This window comes from Arsenicicoccus bolidensis DSM 15745, from assembly GCF_000426385.1.
Classification (GTDB): Bacteria; Actinomycetota; Actinomycetes; order Actinomycetales; family Dermatophilaceae; genus Arsenicicoccus; species Arsenicicoccus bolidensis.
On record NZ_AUFG01000018.1, the window covers coordinates 1 to 15638 of the forward strand.

Consider the following 15638-nt stretch of genomic DNA (forward strand, 5'->3'; position numbering starts at 1 on the left):
CGCAAGATCTGGTCCACCAACCCCCTTGAGCGGCTGAACAAGGAGATCAAGCGACGCTCCCGCGTCGTAGGCATCTTCCCGAACGAAGCCGCCGTCATCCGCCTCATCGGAGCCGTCCTGGCCGACACCCACGACGAATGGCAGGTCGATGACCGCCGCTACCTCTGCGAAGGCTCCATGGCCAAGCTCTACCCAACCCGCGATACTGAGACCGTCGCCCTCGAAAAGAGCGACCGGTAGGCAACGAGCATCACCTCAAAGCCCACCACTCAACGGGGCTCTATCCGTATGTCGGCCGCGACCGCCGCCTCGTCCACCCCCGCGCCGATCGCGACGAGCTGCGTGCGCCGCTCCGCACCCGACGGCCACGGCCCCCGCTCGAAGGCCACCCAGCCACCGACGGCCTGCACGACCCACCGCTGGCGGTGCCCGGGTGCGTCCACCCACACCACCCCCTTGACCCGATAGAGCCCGGCCGGGCGGCTCTCGAGCAGGTCCAGCAGACGACGCGGGTCGACGGGCGACGGGGAGTCCACGCTCACGGACTGCCAGTGGTGGTGGGCATGCTCGTGCCCGTGTGCCTTCCCGTGGTCGTGCTCGTGCCCGTGGTGGAGGTGCCCGTGCTCCTGCTGCTCCTCGCGCAGCAGGTCCACGAGGCTGAGCTGTCCGGTGGGCTCGGGGCGTTCGATGGAGTCGTAGAGCAGGTCCGGGTCGACCTGGCCGAAGCGCGCAGGAACCATGGGCTTCTCACCAACGAGCTCACGGATCACGTTCTCCAGCAGCGAGACTCGATCGGGAGCCACCCGGTCCACCTTGTTGAGCACCAGGAGCGACGCCACCTTGAGGTGGTCGGTCGCGACGGGGGGCTCGTCATACGAGCCGATCTCGTCCCACGCCGCGGCGTCGACGATCTCGACGAGACCACCGAAGCGGACCCGTCTCACCTCGCTGCTGACGATCAGCCGCGCGAGCTCGCGCGGCTCGGCCAGCCCGCTCGCCTCCACCACGATGGCGTCGAGGTCAAGCTCGGGGCGCGCCAGCGACTCCAGCGCGCGGTCCAGCTCGGTTGGGTCGGACAGGCAGCACAGGCAGCCGCCGCTGATCGACATGGCCGCGTCGACGTGCCCCGACACGAGGAAGGCGTCGACGTTGATGTCACCGAAGTCGTTGATCACCACGCCGATCCGCCCCGTGCCCGTCCGCAGGAGGTGGTTGAGCAGGGTCGTCTTGCCGCTGCCCAGCGAGCCCGACAGCGCGATCACGGGGATGCGCGCCTGGCGGGCACTCACGAGCCGCTCCGTCGAAGCCGCCGCGGCGCAACGGGTCTCGGAACCGCATGGGTGAGCACGCCTGGCTCCTGGGGAAGCTCGTCGAAGGGTCGGCCCCAGGCGATCGCCGCCCACAGCGCCCGCAGCCGGCGCCCGGCGGCGTCGACGTCGCTCCAGCGGGCTCCGCGAAGGACGGCGGCGTGGCGCCATACGCGCTCGTCGCCGAAGAGCAGGGGGAGCTCGATGGCGTGACAGGCGCCATAGGCGTTGCCGGGGACCGACCACGAGAGCCGATAGCTGCGGCAGGTGCCGCCGGCCTGCACCCATCGGCGCGCGAGGGCGTCGATGCCGCGGCCGTAGACGACATGCGTCGCGACCTCGTCCAGCACCCGCCGAGCCCGCCCGCCGACCACCGGCAGGCTCGTCACCTTGGCGACGGGCTCGAGGCGCGGGAGGAACAGCAGTGCCTCCTCGGTCGTGCGCCCGATGAACAGGTCGATGTCCTGGGCGATGGCATCCCAGGCGGCCTCCATGTCCTCCTCGGCGGGCAGGGGCGGGTGGGAGTACTGCACCGAGAAGGGCATGGCCGAGGGCAACCGGAACGCCCGCGCCACGCGCTCGGCGTCCGCCTGGGCGGCGAGCACCTCCTCCAGCGAGCTGTCCCGGCTCACGTGGGCGGTCGCCTCGGCCATGGCCTGCGCCATGGCCGCTCGAGCGGTGCGTATGCCGAGCGGCGGGCTCTGCACGATCGCGCGACCGAACAACCCCTCCCCCGCACCCGCGACGGCCAGGTGCAGCACCGCGTCCGCGCCGGCCGACTGCCCCACGGCGGTGACGCGCTCGGGATCTCCGCCGAACGCCTCGATGTTGCGGCGAACCCACCGCAGCGCGAGCAGCTGGTCCATCAGCCCGAGGTTCGCGGCGCGTTCGCCACCGTCCCCGAGATAGCCGAGCAGCCCGAGGCGATAGGTGACGGACACGACCACGAGGTCGCCCTCGGTGACCAGGGACGTCGGCTCGTAGCCGGGCCCGTCACCGGTCCCGCTCGTGTAGGACCCACCGTGGATCCACACCAGGACCGGCAGCGGACCCTCGGTGCGCGGGACCGCCGGCGCCGTCACGGCGACGCGCAGGCAGTCCTCGTCCTGGCGCAGGCCGTGCGTCGCCGGACCGAAGGCTTCGTCGAGGAAGGGCACCGGCAGCTGCGGGGCGGACGGCCCGGGTTCGCGGCAGTCGACCGGCTCTGTCGCGTCGGGCTCGGCGACCGGCGACGCGAAGCGCTCGGCTCTGCCGTATCGAATCCCCCTGAACTGCACGGCTTCTCCGGCGCGGCGGCCGATGAGGGTCCCGCAGGGTGCGGTCACGACGACGTCCTGGGTGGCGTGCTCCAACAGGTGCTCCCGTTCCTGGGTGGATGACGGTCTCGCTCGGCCCGCCCCACGGGGCTCACCGACCGCACGACCGTATCCCGCCGAGCGTCACGCCGTGCCCGGCTCCCGGTCGGCCTCCTCGACCTGCATCGTGCGGGCCATCGTCAAGAGCAGCGCCAGGCCGCTCGTCGGCCTGGTGCGTCGTGTCGCCCTGCCGATCTCCGCCGGTCTGCTCGCGTCCGGACCGAGGTATGTCGAAGCCCTGACCGCCTATCGCGACGGCGACCCGGACCCGATCCTGCAGGTGTTCGCCGACTCCGCGGTCCGCTGCGCCGCCGAGGGGCGCAGGCTCGGTCACGAGGTGCACGGCATCCACGCGGGATAGTCCGAGATCCTCGCTGCCCTCGACGAGTTCGCGGCGCGCGCGGGCCGACGGGTGCCGCTGAGGTGATGGGTCAGGGCGATCCGAGTCGACCGATCACCGCGTCGCCGGCCGCCCGCCGGATGACCTCCGGGTCGCCGACGACCACCAGCTCGTCGGTCGCGCGGGACAACCCGACGTAGAGCTTCTCCTTGGCGCGGTCGCGCGGCTCGTGCTCGTTGACGCACAGCACCACGACGCGGCGCTCGAGGCCCTTGCACCCGAGGACGTGCCCGTAGAACACGTCGTCGTCGTCCCAGAACGATCGCCAGTAGGCCTGGGGGTCGTGCTCGTCGAAGCGCTCGACCTGCACCGGGTGCCGCGCGGCGGTGGTGATGAGGGCGACGTCCTGCTGGCGCCAACCCCGGTCGAGCAGCTCCTCCACCACGTCGTCGGCGCGTTCGACGGCCTCGTCGGCGGCGCAGGCCACGAGGCGGACGGCAGGCCCTTCGCCACCCATGGGCCGCATCCGCATCGGCGTCAGGGGGGCGAACACGTCGGCGATCTGTCGGGTGTTGCGTAGGTTGTGGTCGAGGACGAGAGGGACGAGCGGCACGGGTGGGCGGCCGAACCGGGCGAACACGCGCTGGTTCTCGTCGGTGTAGACGTACAGACCGCCCGTCTCCTCGTCGCGCAGCGCGTTCATCAACGGCCGCCACCACCCGTCCGCGAAGTCCTGCGCCTCGTCCACGATGACGGCGTCGAACCTCTCCCCGTCGGGCAGTGCGGCGGCCAGGTCCGCCATACGGTCGGGCAGGCGACGCTCCCAGAAGTCCCCGTCCTGCCGGGTGCCGCCCTCGGCACCCCAGGACCGCCCCAGCTCCTCGAAGGTGCCGACGAACGCCGGAGTCCGCTTGCGGCTCAAGCCTTTCAGCTCGCGACGGAAGTACTCCGCCAGGCCGATCGAGTAGCACAGCAGAGCCACCCGCTGAGGCGCCCGGTCGTCGCGGCCGCGCGTCAGGTCCTTGGCCTGGGCGAGCGCCAGCACGGTCTTGCCGCTGCCCGCTCCCCCGCGCACCTCGACGCGGTTGAGCAGCCGCGTCACCCCCAGCAGCGTCGCCTGCTCGACCGTGAGTCGGTCTGCGCGCGAGGCACGTTCGTCGGCCTCGGACGTCACGTCCTGCACGGGGAGCCTTCTGCCGCGCAGGATCTCGACGATCAGTCTCACGTCGTCGTCCGTGGGCGCTCGCTTGTCAGAGGCGCGAGCGGGTATGGCGCGCAACCGATCTGCCAGGTCGCCCTGGTCGCCCCGGCCCTGGATCATCCACCGCCTGCAGTCCGGGGTGTCGAAGTCGTCGTCGATCGCGGTGTAGGGCATGACCACGGCATGGCTCCACCGGATCCGGGTCCGCGACGAGTCGCGCCACCGTGGGTCGCGCTCGACGTAGTCCCTGATGGCATAACGGGTCTGGCGGGCCTGGCGGACGGGGTCGATGCGTCGCCGGCCGTGGCCCGAGGTCGTCCACCATCGCCCCTGCGTGTCACGCGAGCAGCCGCCTCCCTTGACCTCCACCACCACGATCCCCTCGCCCGGCAGCAGCAGGACGAGGTCGGCCTCGTGGTCCTTGGTCTCGTCGGTCAGTCGCAGCCCGGACAGCACCACGGCGTCGTCCGGCAGGGCAGCGACCAGCCGCTCCCACACCTCCCGCTCGCTGTTGGTGTCGTGCTGCGGATCCTGCGGTATCGCCCGAGCCGTCATCGCTGCCCCCTCGCAACCTCGTTGCCTGCAACGCTAGGCAGGAGCGCTGGGGTCCCGTGGGGAAACGGCAGGATCAGCCGACCTCGCCAGCCCGACGCAGGGCGATCGAGGCCCACAGGCCAAGGGCGTAGACACCCCGCGGGTTCCCCGTCCACCCCGCGCCGGTGCGGTCGACCAGCCCGAGGTACTCGGCCATCGCGACGGCTCGGTCGACAACCCGCGCCCGTCCTGCACTCCCTGGTTCTCCGGCCCGCCAGAGCCTTGACCAGCCCCCGAGGAAGTCGGTCAGCTCCTCACGGGTCACGGGCCGCTGCAGCGCCCAGGCCACCTGGCAGGCATAGATCCACACCGCCTCCTGAGCGCCGACCAGGTCCACGTCGCGGTGGGCGGCGATGGTCTCGACGGTCGCAATGAGAGCCGAGGCACCGGGGTTCGCGTCGCCCCTGGGACCAGCGCCTGGCAGGAGCCGGGGTTCTTGCAGCACCACGAGGTCCATCACGACCGCCGTCGCAAACAGGCGCTCCAGCGCGACACAGTCCGCAGCGCTGCGCCAGGCATAGGTGCCGTCGGCGCTCTCACCCCCAGGTCGCGCGTCCAGCCCCAGCGTCTCCCACAGATGGGCGGCGTCGGCACGTTTCAGATTTCCTGTCGCGGTGAGCTGCACCTCTCCCGCCTCCCGGACCCAGGCGACGAAGCGCGCGAGGTCCTGCAGGAAGGGGATCGTGTCCCAGGCGTCGTCGAACACGTCGGGGGTGACGTCGGGGGCGTCGGCGTCGAGCTGCGCGTGCCCCGCGACCATGCCCAGCAGGGCCAACGCGTCGCCGGCGGCGTGGTCCAGGTAGTCCGCCAGCGGTCGCGAGTCCGGGCCGACCACGGCCGGCACCTCCCCGGGGCGGACGATCTCGTGGGCGATGTCGGCGACCAGCCCCTCGAGGCCGTCGTCCTCCGGGCCGAGGCCGTCACCCCCACCGACGGTGCCGAGACCGGGGATCGTCGGGAGCGACATACCTCCCGCGGGCAGCGGCATCAGAGCCCGCCGCTCGTCGTCCGGGAGGGCGTTCCACTGCTCCATGATCTCGGACAGACGCGTCTGGACCTCGTCCAGGTCAGCCGCCCCCAGCAGCGAGATGCCCCGGCTCTCACCGAAGTCCATCAAGACCTTGTTCTGGCCCCAGGTGGTCCGGTCACCGCCGTGCTCCTGGACGTAGGACGCCCCCTGGCGCGCCTCCTTGGCCAGCAGCTTGGCCTCCCCCGAGCCGTGCGACAGCCGACCGGTGCTCCGCAAGAACCGCACGAAGGTCTCCACGGTCTGCGCGGCGGTCTCGACGTCCGGCGCGGCCACCGGCCCGTGCGACAACCATGCGTGCTCGAAGGTCTCTCTCACGGACCCGCCCGGCCACTGCGTCGCTGCCAGGTCCTGCCTCATCTGGCGCAGCCCGAGCAGGGTCTCGAGGTGATCCTCGTCGTAGGCACGCTTCTGCTTGCCGGCCCACGTCCGCAGGGCTGCCATCAGGTCGTCGAGATCGGTCGGCTCCATGGACAAGACCCTAGAACAGCCCACCTTGTCCACAGCCTGTCGCGTTCCCGAGGGCGGGCGTGCCCCACCTGTGGATGACGGGCCGGCCGGGGATGGACGGGCGGCAGGCTGGCCGTATGCCGACCTCAACTCACCCCTACGTGCGATGGCTCGCGGACAAGACGACCGACGAGCTCAAGGACCTCATGACCGTGCGCCTGACGTCGTTGCGCCGCAACGGCTACGGACCGATCAGCCCGCGTGACCTCACCCAGCTCGCGACCATGCTGGGCGACCCGGACAACGTGCTCCCGGACGTTCGGCGCATGGCCACGCCCTATCTCCACCTCATGCGGGTGATGGCCGACCGCGGGGGGTCGATCCCCGAGGCCGACGCGGTGGACGTCGTGCGGGGCGCCCCCGAGGACGTGGCGACGATGGTGGGCGCCGCAGTGGCGTGCGGCTACGTGGGCCGCGCCGACGGGTGGCTGCACCTGTGCCCGGGCCTGGACGAGAGCATCCGTCGGACCACGTCCGCGCCTCCGTCCGACGGCGTCGCGATCGACGGGCCGACGCCGCCGCTGTGGCCCGTCGATCAGGGAGCCATCGACGATGCGGCCGCCACGGCCTTGCGTCGGTTCGTCATACGACTGCTGGCTGTCTGGGAGCTCATCGCGCGCGAACCGGTGCCCACGACCACCTGGAGCGAGGTGGGCCGACGGCAGATCAGCCGCCTCGCCCGCGTCACGGGCTCCACCACCGACGAGGTCCGTATGGCGTTGCGCGCGGGCCTCACGCTGGGCGTGATCACGTCCGACCCCCAGGGCGTGGCCCCCGGGCCGCGGTGGGACGCCACGCTGCTGATCGACCCCTCCGAGATCGTGCTGGACGTCATCTGCACGTGGGGTCTGTCGGGTGCGCACTGGACCCAGGAGCGCAGTCGTCGCTGGGAGCTCCTGCCATCCCTGTCGAGCACCCTCCACGACTGCGGGCTCTGCTGCCATGGCCGCGCCGAGCTGCTGTCCCTCCTGGCGGACATGCCCGAGGGGTACGCCACCTCACCGGTCTTCGCCCAGGCGTGCGCGCACTGGCGGTCGCCGCTGGCGCATCACTGGCACGGGGACGACGAGGTCGTCTGCGATCTCGCGGTCACCGGCTCGGTGGACCCTGACGCACGGCCGGTGCCCGCCTGGCAGGAGTCGCAGCTGCTCGGGCTGCACGCCCTCGGCGGCACGTCGAGCCTCGGCCGCGCCTACCTCGGCGAGCAGGCCGGCGAGGAAGCCATGGTGGCGGTGCTGGAGGACTGGCTGCACGGCCTGAGCTGGGGCCATCGGTGGCACGCCGACCCGGTGATGGCGGACCCGGACCGGTGTCCCCCTGTGCTGGCGCGGATCTTCGGCACCGAGACGCTGGACACCCTGCAGGGGCCAGGACAGGACTCCGAGCTGGACACGGCGGACGACGCGGTCGAGGTCGGGTGGGGAGACTGGGAGCGCCGCGAGCACGAGGCCGCGCTCGAGATGGGCGAGTTCCACCTCCATGCCGCCGCCGAGGAGATCACTGGTCGCGTGGTCGCCGACGACCTGGGGGCGTGGGGCGACACCCCCGACGTCGTGCGACGGGTCAACACCCGTCTCAGCGGCGAGGAGGTGCAGCTGCTGTGCACGGCCCTGCGCGGTCCGGAGCGCCTCTACCACCTCGACATCCGCTACCGCACGGACCAGGACGGGATCACCGACCGTCGCGTCAGCTTCTGCATCGGCGGCTACTGCGACGGCCGGATGAAGGCCTACGACCACACCCGTGACATGGCCATGTACTACTTCTTCTCCCAGATCCACGCCGTCTCGCGGGTCCCGGCCGACGAGTACGCCGCGCTCGACGAGCGGTTCGACGTCGACCGGATGGACGTCATCGACGACGATCCCGCCGAGGAGATCCACCTCGCGAGCAGCTGACCGGGGCGCAGGGCACCCCGGCCAGCTGTGTCCGCTGGTGGACGCTCAGGACTCGAGGCGCTCCACCTTGCCGAGGAGCGGCAGGTAGGACAGGGCTCCGAGGGCCCGGCCGCCCCGCGACGTAGACCCGCGCGGACGTGACGTCGGTCTCGGTGACCAGATCCCCGATGATCAGCGGTGTCGCGGTCGACTGGGCATGCCGTCTCCCGCACGCTCGGCCAACCGGCGAACGGCTGAGGCGACTTCGGCGGAATCCCCCTCCGCCCGCCTGTCCACCGGGCAGAGTGATCCGTGACGGCCGAGGGGCCGTCCATCAGGGGGAAGCACATGCACCGCATCACCATCGTCGGGATCGCCGCGCTCGCGGTCGCCGGCTGCAGCTCGACGCCGACGCCCGCCGCGCAGGCACCAATGCCGGTCAAGACCGTGACGGTGACGGCCAGCCCCGTGGCCTCCACAAGCCCAGCCAGTGCGGTTGTGCCATCCCCCGCCGGCAACGCGGGATCCGCCACCCCAAAGGCCACGAAGACGCTGGACCCGAGAACCGTCGTCAAGACGAGGCGCCCGACGGTCCAGGTGGTCTGCGGCCCGGAGAACGACCAGATCAGGACGCCGGAGGTTCGCGGGATCACCTACGACCAGCAGATGGAGTGGTCCGGATCCGAGGCCATGGTCACCGCACGCGCGAAGTCCGGGTACCGCATCGCCGACGGCTACAAGACCCGGTGGACGTTCACCGACAAGGCCACCCCGTGCAGCGTGGCTACGCCCCAGGGGAGTCAATTGCCCGCAGTGGGCGAACCGATCTGCAGGCTCGGCGATAATGCGCGACGTAAGCAGGACTGCCTACGTCGATTCGGATATTTCGGAGAGGAGAGCTGGCAGCAAGCCACCAATGGTGGAGCCAGCGCGCCGAAGGACGACTGCGATCCGACCTGGTCGTCGGGTGAATGTCAGTCCTTCTTCGCCGGACTGATGACGAGGGATGAGATCAATCGACTTCGAGCCGCGCCGTAGACCGGAGTTCTTGAACTCGTGCTAAGTGGCGCGCGATGACAGACAGTGATCTAGAGTCGGCCCATGGTGGAGCAAACGTGGCACGAAGCACGACTCATCCCTGTCTCGGGGATCAATGGGGCCGAGGAGCAAGAAAGACGTGCTACCTCGGCCCTGCTCGCGGTCATGGGGGCGGTCCGAGAGTTCGGTCGTGCACTCACGCAGCCGCTGGGAGCGCCCGCCGGACATCTGGAGACCTACATAGAGGTTCCGTTCACACTGGACGATCGAAACTTGCGGCCCGATGGTCTGATTCGCGCGTCTCGTGGTTCGAAGTCGTGGGCTGCCCTCGTCGAAGTGAAGACGGGCAACAACCTCCTCACGAGGGAACAGATCGAGGCCTACCTGGATGTCGCCAAGGACCAGGGATTCGACGCTGTGCTGACTATCTCCAACGAGATCCCCGCCTTGGCTGGCCAGCATCCAACCCCTGTGGACAAGCGCAAACTACGCAAAGTCTCCCTATATCACTACTCCTGGTCACAGGTTCTGGCTGAGGCCGTGATGCAGAAGGAGCACCGCGGAGTTGCCGACCCAGACCAGGCATGGATCCTCGGCGAGCTCATCCGCTACCTCGAGTACCGCGGGTCTGGTGCGTTGCAGTTCAACGACATGGGCGCGGCCTGGGTAGAAACGCGGAATGCCGTCGTTGCAGGCACCCTTCGACAGACCGACCCTGGTCTGGCGGATGTTGCGGCCAAGTGGGATGCCTTGATTCGTTACATAAGCCTGCAGCTTGGGCGTCGGCTGGGCGCTGAGGTCATACCTGCCCTCTCCCGCAAGGAGCTGAGCGACCCCAGTATGCGATCCAGCCTTGTGTGCAAGGAGCTTTGTAACTCAGCGTCGATGTCGGCGGCGATTCGGGTGCCGAAAGCCATTGGCGACATCGTGGTCAGGGTGGATCTCCGATCCCGTCAGGTCACCTGCCACGTGGACGTTGACGCTCCTCAGAGCGGTCGTCCGGTCACTCGAGTCAACTGGCTGGCCCGTCAGCTCGCAGGAGCGAGCGACAACCTCCGCATAGAAGCCTTCGTCAAGAACGGGCGCGGCTCCTCCTCGGCCGAGTTGCTTGGCTCCCTGCGCACTGATCCCAGCCTCTTGGTCGTCGACCCAGCACGCGAGTTCAAGACATTTCGAGTTGCTGCAACGAGCGCGCTCGGCGACAAGCGCGGATCGGGTCGGGGCAGCTTTATCGACTCCGTCCACGACGCCGTGGACGCCTTCTACGTGGACGTCATGCAGGGATTGAAGGCCTGGAGAGCTGCACCCCCAGCCATGAGAGACACCCCCGCCGAAGAGGCCGCGGGCACGGCACTATCTTCCACCGCCCTTTCATCGCAGGACGAGCCCACCCCTGGTTTCGAGGCACGACCATCCGATTCCTCGTCGACAGACCCCAGCGAGGCTAACCCGGAGATGACATGGGTGTGAGTTGGGCGTGACATGAAGGGTCCTTGGCATAGTGGATGACAAATGTCGAGGCCGCCGTTGTCGAGGTGCACTTCCCGGTGTGACCATGCGTCGCGAGCTGCTCTCGTAGTCCGCGTCGACACCGCGCCCCGCCCGCTGTCGCGTAGGCGCAGGGGGTGCTGCCGAAGCGGGCTCGCTGGGCGAGCGGTGTCCGACGTGGGATCTATGGTGGAGTGACCAGCGACCAGGAAGGGTGTGGTCCCGATGACGCGCGAGTTCGACATCCGGCTTGTCGGTCATGACGCCGCCGACGGCACCCTGCTCGCAGGCGACGCCGTGGCGATCATCGACGCCTTCAAAGACGTCACGTACCGGCTGACCCGGGCCGTGGCTGAACGTCCGGGCCTGGGCAGGGCAGCGGCCGAGCTGGAGAGGCTGGCTTCGGTGCGGGTGGCCTTGCGCCCAGGGAGCACACGGGTCGTGTTCACCGTGGGCGACGACGCTGCGCTCGACATCGACCCCTTGGCCGCCAAGGTCGACGAGACCTTCTGGGACATCGTCGACGGCATGGCGCACGATCGTCGTCCGCCGGCGATCTCGGACTCGGTGGCGGCGGCGGTGGACGATCTGATCGTCGCGCTCGGCAAGGCTGCTCGCACGGTGGAGGTGTCCGTGCCCGGAGTCGGCTCCCAGACGCTCGAAGCGGGTGCTATCAGCCGGGTGCCCTGGCAGCGCCGGACGTCGTTGCCGGGTGAGGCCACCATGCACGGGGTGCTGGAGATGGTGGATGCTCGCACCGGTCACTTCCGGGTCCGCGATGACGCTCACAACGCCATCGAGCTCCTCGACGTGCCGGAGCCGGAGGCTGCCGCCACCCTGGTGACCCAGAGGGTCACCGTTGTGGGTCCATTCATCGGCGGCGAGGGGACTCGCCGACCCCGAATGGAAGGCCCCCGCGTCAGCAGGGCTCGCGACATCGGCGAGCTCCTGGGTATGACGGCTCCACCCGTCTCCCTGCGCGTCGCCATCGCCGCTAGCGAGGCGATGCCCGCCGCAGAACCCTTGGACCTGACCGACGACGAGCTGGATGACTTCTTGGCGGCGATACGTGCTTGAGGGAGTCGTGCTCCTTGACACCGATGCCTTCAGCAAGGTGGTGATGACGGCGCGCGACCGCGAACCGCAGGTCGCAGACTGGCGGCGTCGTCTCACCGGGCGCACGATCGTGATCGCAGCCCAGACCGAGGGTGAGCTGCGGTTCGGTGCGTTGTCCGCCAGGTGGGGACCGGCCCGCCTCGCCGGGCTGGAGGCTCAGCTCGCCCGTCATGCGACGGCACCGGTCACGACCGAGGTCGTCAAGGCGTTCGCCGAGGTTCGGGCCGCCTGCCGGGCTGCCGGTCACCCCCTCGCAGACAAGCTGCACATGGGCGATGCCTGGGTCGCGGCCACCGCCATCGCGCATGACCTCCCGCTGCTCGCGGGGGATCGCATCTATCGCGATGTGCCCGGTCTGAGCCTGCTTGAGGACACCAGTCACTGACTGAAGCTGGGCGGCACGCCATACATCGCCTTGAACGCCCGGCTGACGTGAGCCGCGTCGACCAGGCCCCACCGCGCCCCGATCGCGGACACCGAACGGTCGGCGAGCGCCGGGTCGAGCGTGTCTCACGCGGACCAGGGGCGCACCTCGCGATAGCGCGCGAGCACCTGCGGCCGCGGATCGGCCGGGACGTACTCGGTGCGCAGGGAGGAGGACCAGTCCGGCGGCTCCGGCGTGCCCGCCAGCACCCAGGCGGCCTGCCGTGCAGCGCCACGCGCGACGTACTCCCCCGAGTCGGGGATGGTCACGGAGACCCCGAGGACCTGCGGGGCGAGCACCTGCACCGCGCGGGAGCGGCTCCCACCCCCGACGAGGGTGACGTCGTCGACCACGACGCCCAGGGCGCGGATCGCCTCGAGCCCCTCGGCGAGCAGGCACAGCACGCCCTCGACGGCAGCGCGGGCCACGTGCCGGGGGGTCATCGTCGCGAGGGTCAGGCCGTGCATGCTCCCGGTTGCACCGGGGAGGTTGGGGGTCCGCTCGCCCTCGAGGTACGGCACGACCACCAGTCCGTCGGCGCCGCTGTCGCCCTCAAGCGCCAGCTCGCTGAGCTGGTCGTGCGTGACGCCGAGCAGCCGGGCCGTGGCGTCGAGGACCCGGCTCGCGTTGAGCGTGCAGGCCAGCGGCAGCCAGGCCCCTGCCGCGTCGGCGAAGCCCGCGACCAGACCCGTCGCGTCGTGGGTGGGGGTGGCCGACACCGCCGCGACCACCCCCGAGGTGCCGACGGAGACGCTGGTGTGGCCGGCCGACAGCCCCAGCCCGAGCGCGGCGGCGGCATTGTCGCCGCAGCCAGGACCCACGACCAGGTCTCGCGGCGAGCGCCCTCGCACGCGTCCCACCTGCTCGCTTGGCCCGGCCACCCGCGGCAGCTGGATGTCGGTCAGTCGGTCCCGGGTGGCGAGCGCCAGCAGCTCGCGCCGGTAGTCGCCGGTCCCCACGTCGAGGTAGCCCGTCCCGGACGCGTCGGACCGGTCTGTCACCAGGTCGTCGAGGGAGCCGGCGCCCCGAAGGCGCCACGTCAGCCAGTCGTGCGGCAGCGCGACGACCGCGACGCGTCTCGCGTGCTCGGGCTCGTGATCGACGAGCCAGCGCAGCTTGGCCACCGTGAACGACGCCAGCGGGACGCTGCCGGTCGCCTCCGCCCAGGCCCTCCTGCCGGCGCTCGGGTCACCGCCACCGAGGTCGGCGACGAGCTGGTCGGCGGCTTCGGCCGACCGGGTGTCGTGCCACAGCAGAGCAGGCCGTATGACGTCACCACCCTCGTCGAGCGCCACCATCCCGTGCTGCTGGCCCGCCACCGACACAGCCGCCACGTCGTCGAGCCCGCCCGCCCGGTCGACCGCAGCCTCGTAGGCCGTCCACCAGTGCCGCGGGTCCACCTCGGTCGCGTCCGGGTGCGGCGCCGAGCCACGACGCACCTCCTCACCGGTGTCAGCGTCGCAGACGACCACCTTGCAGGACTGGGTGGACGTGTCGACGCCGGCGACGAGAGGCATGCCGGACACTCTCCCATCCCGACGCCCGCCCTCGACCCCTCCGATCGCTTCGCCTCTCGCCAAGGACTGCGCGGATCAGCCTCGCCGTGCTGCCTCGCGCTCCTCCACCAGCTCCGCCCGCTCCTCGGCCACGAGCCACGACGGGTCGACGTTCTCCAAGGACCCATAGCTCCACTCGGATCGATAGATGCCCAGGACGCCCAGCAGGGTCGTCGCGCGCTGGCTGACGCTCCCGGACGCGATGCCGCACGCCGCCATCAGGTCGCCCATCGTGACGGGGCCGTACGGACTGGTCAGTTCGTTGACGTTCGCCACGATCCAGGCGATGGCGCCGGCGGCCGTGTCGACCCGGCCCCGCATCAGCACCCGGTGGTCGGTCCGCGCGATCGCCGCCAGGACACGACGGCAGGCCGTGCGCGCCTCCACCCCGTCGAAGAGGTCCTCCATGACGGTGTCCAGCACGGCGGCGATCGCGGTGACGCGGTCACGCGCGGCCTCCGGGACGCCGGTGAGGTCCAGGGGCTCGTCGGGCAGCGGCTCGGTGTCCAGGGCGTCGAGCACGTCGCGGCCCCCGACGACGGAGGCCAGCGAGTCGAGGAGGTAGCCCTCCATGCCGGACTCGGTGATCGCGGTGGCCTCGCGCATCTGACGGCGGCGCTCGCGAGCCTCGGGCGTCGTCATACGGCTGCCGTAGAAACGCTCCGCGGCGTCGATCGCCGCGATGACGCGCTCCTCCTGACCATCGGGCCACGAACGCACCCGCGCCGCATGCCTCGTCATGATCCTGAGGGCCTCCGGCACCAGCGGCCAGACCTCGTCGGTCAGCGGCAGGTATGGCGCGACCGACTCCAGGATCCCCACGACGGCCGCCTCGGACAGGTCGAGCGGGTCGCCTCCGTGCGCCAAGGGCCCCGTCACCATCACCCAGATCGCGTCGTACAGCTCCGGGTCGTCGGGCAGGTCCATCCCCCCGATGATCGCCAGGGCCATGGCCCGCTCGGGCAGGTCGACCTCGTAGAAGATCCCGTCGACGGGGTCGTCCGGACCGAGGTCGAGCGGGGCACCGTCCAGGGGCAGGGACTGACCGGCCCTGGGGTCGCCGCCCTCGGGACAGGTGGCCAGCGACACCTCGAGCAGCGGCTGGCACATGGGCCAGGTGTCGGACACCGGCCCCTCCAGCATCTCGTTGTGGCGCGCGATCGCCAGCTCGAGCCGGGCGCGGACATCGGCATGGCTCAGCTCCGTCCACACGGCATCCTCGGTGCCAGGAGATCGCTCCTGCATCCAGGCCCAGATCTGGTCGATGGTCTGGGGTGCGTAGAACGCGTCCTTGACGATCGTGCCGAGCGAGTAGTCGACGTAGACGAACCAGGTCACCACGCCGCCGTCGGGGAGCGACAGCTGCAGGTAGAGGTTCTCGCCACGATCACCCGGCGAGGTCATGTGCGCACCCCGGACGGGCACCTGCTGGGCGAGCGCCTGCAGAGCTGCGGGCAGGGGCTGGGTGCGGCGCATGAGCGCGCGACGGATCGTGACCGACAGCTCGTGGTCCACCATTGGCGCCAGCGCGGCCAGCAGCGCCGTGGTCTCGCGCACGTCGACACCGATGAAGCTGTCGACCAGGTCCCCGGCGGACCATCCCACGTCGGCCGGGTGGCGCATCGTCCAGGCGATGCCGGAGGCCATCATGGCCACGGCCCAGGGGTCGTCGGAGCGCAGGGCACGACGGACCTCCGGCAGGAGCGGGAGGTCGTCGACCGGCGGCTGCGCCTTGGCGCGGGGCTGGGGTCGCTGCTGCGGGGTCCTGGGAGGTCGACGTCGAGCCATGCCCCCTACCCTGCCGT

13 protein-coding genes are annotated in these 15638 nt (G+C 70.6%); 7 read left to right on the forward strand and 6 right to left on the reverse strand.

From position 1 onward, the window contains the following. Positions 1–240 (forward strand): IS256 family transposase (locus tag K313_RS20875; RefSeq protein ID WP_034252908.1); only part of this gene is annotated, 240 nt, incomplete at its 5' end. Positions 241–269: 29 nt separating this feature from the next. Here K313_RS20875 and K313_RS0111015 read toward each other — a convergent pair. Both K313_RS0111015 and K313_RS0111020 read right to left on the reverse strand, forming a co-directional pair. Beyond that, complete coding sequence (locus K313_RS0111015; protein WP_029211662.1) at positions 270–1289, reverse strand: CobW family GTP-binding protein; 1020 nt, start codon at positions 1287–1289, stop codon at positions 270–272. Further along, positions 1286–2632: a carboxylesterase family protein gene (locus K313_RS0111020; protein WP_051274113.1), complete on the reverse strand. Its 1347-nt coding sequence runs from the start codon at positions 2630–2632 to the stop codon at positions 1286–1288. Before K313_RS0111020 ends, K313_RS0111015 begins: the two co-directional genes overlap by 4 nt. Before the next feature lie 121 nt (positions 2633–2753). On the opposite strand from K313_RS0111020, the gene K313_RS0111025 reads away from it, so the two are divergent. Next, positions 2754–3023: a hypothetical protein gene (locus K313_RS0111025; RefSeq protein ID WP_029211664.1), complete on the forward strand. Its 270-nt coding sequence runs from the start codon at positions 2754–2756 to the stop codon at positions 3021–3023. A gap of 70 nt (positions 3024–3093) precedes the next feature. Here the strand turns inward: K313_RS0111025 and K313_RS0111030 are convergent, their stop codons facing one another. After that, positions 3094–4758: a nuclease-related domain-containing DEAD/DEAH box helicase gene (locus tag K313_RS0111030; RefSeq protein ID WP_029211665.1), complete on the reverse strand. Its 1665-nt coding sequence runs from the start codon at positions 4756–4758 to the stop codon at positions 3094–3096. 73 nt (positions 4759–4831) lie between these two features. Further along, positions 4832–6295, reverse strand: coding sequence for a hypothetical protein (locus K313_RS0111035; RefSeq protein WP_029211666.1), 1464 nt, complete (start codon positions 6293–6295; stop codon positions 4832–4834). 116 nt (positions 6296–6411) lie between these two features. Here K313_RS0111035 and K313_RS0111040 point away from each other — a divergent pair, with 116 nt between their 5' ends. The 5 genes from K313_RS0111040 (at position 6412) to K313_RS0111060 (ending at position 12238) form a co-directional block, all read left to right on the forward strand. Further along, positions 6412–8232: a hypothetical protein gene (locus tag K313_RS0111040; RefSeq protein WP_029211667.1), complete on the forward strand. Its 1821-nt coding sequence runs from the start codon at positions 6412–6414 to the stop codon at positions 8230–8232. A gap of 327 nt (positions 8233–8559) precedes the next feature. Beyond that, positions 8560–9249: a hypothetical protein gene (locus tag K313_RS0111045; protein WP_156911333.1), complete on the forward strand. Its 690-nt coding sequence runs from the start codon at positions 8560–8562 to the stop codon at positions 9247–9249. Positions 9250–9312: 63 nt separating this feature from the next. Beyond that, complete coding sequence (locus K313_RS0111050) at positions 9313–10719, forward strand: hypothetical protein (protein ID WP_029211669.1); 1407 nt, start codon at positions 9313–9315, stop codon at positions 10717–10719. Positions 10720–10962: 243 nt separating this feature from the next. Next, positions 10963–11814, forward strand: coding sequence for a hypothetical protein (locus K313_RS0111055; RefSeq protein WP_029211670.1), 852 nt, complete (start codon positions 10963–10965; stop codon positions 11812–11814). Between the two features lie 7 nt (positions 11815–11821). Beyond that, on the forward strand, positions 11822–12238 hold the full coding sequence (locus K313_RS0111060; RefSeq protein ID WP_029211671.1) for a PIN domain-containing protein: 417 nt from the start codon (positions 11822–11824) through the stop codon (positions 12236–12238). Positions 12239–12363: 125 nt separating this feature from the next. Here the strand turns inward: K313_RS0111060 and xylB are convergent, their stop codons facing one another. Further along, positions 12364–13794 carry a xylulokinase gene (xylB, locus tag K313_RS20880; protein ID WP_034252913.1) on the reverse strand — a complete coding sequence of 477 codons (1431 nt, stop codon included), beginning with the start codon at positions 13792–13794 and terminating at the stop codon, positions 12364–12366. Positions 13795–13869: 75 nt separating this feature from the next. Further along, positions 13870–15621 (reverse strand): DUF6398 domain-containing protein, encoded by a 1752-nt coding sequence (locus K313_RS0111070; RefSeq protein ID WP_029211672.1) that lies wholly within the window; start codon positions 15619–15621, stop codon positions 13870–13872. Positions 15622–15638: the final 17 nt, after the last annotated feature.